Source organism: Pseudoalteromonas sp. TB25 (assembly GCF_000497995.1).
In the GTDB taxonomy this organism is placed as follows: domain Bacteria; phylum Pseudomonadota; class Gammaproteobacteria; order Enterobacterales; family Alteromonadaceae; genus Pseudoalteromonas; species Pseudoalteromonas distincta.
Window position 1 is genome coordinate 1 of record NZ_AUTI01000009.1, and the last position, 1,934, is coordinate 1,934.

Annotated in this window: 2 protein-coding genes and 1 pseudogene; 2 read left to right on the forward strand and 1 reads right to left on the reverse strand. The window is 39.2% G+C overall.

Features of this window, described 5'->3' with window-relative positions:
- The coding region (locus tag L652_RS0100110; RefSeq protein ID WP_029770073.1) for a YHYH protein at positions 1-268 on the forward strand (268 nt) is incomplete at its 5' end.
- 13 nt (positions 269-281) lie between these two features.
- Positions 282-812: a hypothetical protein gene (locus tag L652_RS0100115; RefSeq protein ID WP_024594604.1), complete on the forward strand. Its 531-nt coding sequence runs from the start codon at positions 282-284 to the stop codon at positions 810-812.
- Between the two features lie 106 nt (positions 813-918).
- Here L652_RS0100115 and L652_RS0100120 read toward each other — a convergent pair.
- Positions 919-1,934: pseudogene (locus L652_RS0100120) on the reverse strand (serine/threonine protein kinase); the annotation flags it as partial.

The following is a 1,934-nucleotide window of genomic DNA, read 5'->3' on the forward strand; positions in this document are numbered from 1 at the left end:
CTCAGACTCAAGTGATGCAACTTCAGCCCTAACCGCAATGACCGGTAGCTACCAACATATAACAACCGTAAGCGCAAACCGCCCTTCTACCGATATATACCCATTAGGTACATTTGCACAAGATTGGGAATACGTAGCAGGCTCTGGTGATTTAGACGAATGTAATGGCCGCGTTGGCGTAACACCTGAGTTTCCTCAAGGGATATACCACTACTACGCAACAGACACTTACCCGTTTTTTCAACGCTGTGTAAAAGGCGAAGTTTAGTTAGGAGTAAGTTATGCCTTATATAAAAAATTATCTGCTAAGTGTGACCACATTGGGCTTATTGAGCACATCAACATTAGCAAACGCGCATTTAATGGTTGCAGAGCACGGTACGCTGAATTTTGTTGATAATAACGTGTTTATTGTGCTTTCAATCCCTATGTCGGCTTTTAAGGGGGTTGATGAAAACAAGGATGGCAAAGTGTCAATAGTTGAGTTTAACGCTCATAAAAAGCTAATAACTAAGCGAGTTAAAAAGAACGTTTATTTAGCGGATCATCAGTATAAATTTACTATTGATGGACTTTTGCTAAACCCAGAAGCGTCGCATACACATAAAAGCAACAACATAGACCAAATAACCATTACTGGGCGCTACTCTTTGCATAGTAAACTAACCAAGGTTAACTTTAACGTTAAGCTATTTAGTAACAATGAGCACAAGCAGCATTATCAAATTACAGCGGTTAATAAAACGCAAAAGCTAACTCATCAATTTGAGCTATCACCAATGTCGCCCTTTAGTAAGGTGTTTACTAATTAGTGATACTTACCCAAATAATTAAGTAGCAAAGAGTACAAGTTAAACCAATTTGTTCTCTTTTTTATTTTTGTCGTCTTATTTAACACTCTTTAGTGAAGGGTTCTTTCTATAAAGATACAAGCTTGGGATTTTTAGGAAAATAATGCTCTTGTTGCTGCTCACATAAACTAAACTCACGGGTGTTTTTATATGGTAACTTCATAAAGCCCGCAACACCCACGTCCGTAATATTTACCGCGTATTGCATTAGTTTATTAAGAAGGCGTTTAAACTCAACCTCTTTGCTCGAATCGAGTAAACGGTAGTAATGGTGAATTTTCATTCTGTCCGGCAGTGCTTCAAAAATAATACACCCCGTATGATGAATTTGGTTAAGCTCAAATACGCACTTAATAACTTTTTTTGGTAGCTGTAGTTGCTCATCAGGGTCTTTACCGTCTTCAAAGTATGAATGCGGGCGGGTTATGTCGTTTGCTTTCATGCTTACAACTTCGTATTCAAGCTCTGGTAGGCTATCAAACTTAAATGCACCGGTGCCATCTCGCTCTAGTTGAATGGTTTTACGGGCGTCAAACAAACAACACTTAAATAACCCCTTTTGATTAATCGCTTGGGCTAGCATCACTGTGTTATTAATCGCATCACTAAAGGCATCACCCAATGATTCGTCATGCATAATTAAAGACGATTCAACAAACATTGACTCATCCTTCCAATGAAAACTAAGCCCACCTACTACAGGGTACTTAGCTAATCGGCTTATTGATGCTAAAAATGCTTTTTCGGTATCGCCTGTATCAAACAAAAACTCTTTATAATAGCGGTCAAGTTGCGCGTCATTTATATCAAGTAATTGCTGGTTAAGATCGGCTTGGCGTAAAAACTGTTTTCGTGAACTATACACCACCGTGTCGGGCTGCTCGTCGTTGCCATACCAAAAAGGGATATCTGCTTTTCTTTGTTTTTTATCAAGCTCAGGTAAATACATTTTGGCCATAGTTGTAATGTTACGCATAAAGTAATCACCAGCACCATCACGTATGGCCTTACTTTTTGACAGCATGCCATCAATCACCTTAGCCAGCTCTTTTGGGAGCCCTAAGCTGCTTGCAGGAATGGCTT

Coding starts and splice junctions, on each gene's coding strand:
- L652_RS0100115 (WP_024594604.1), top strand. CDS start 282: ATGCCTTATATAAAAAATTATCTGCTAAGTGTGACCACATTGGGCTTA.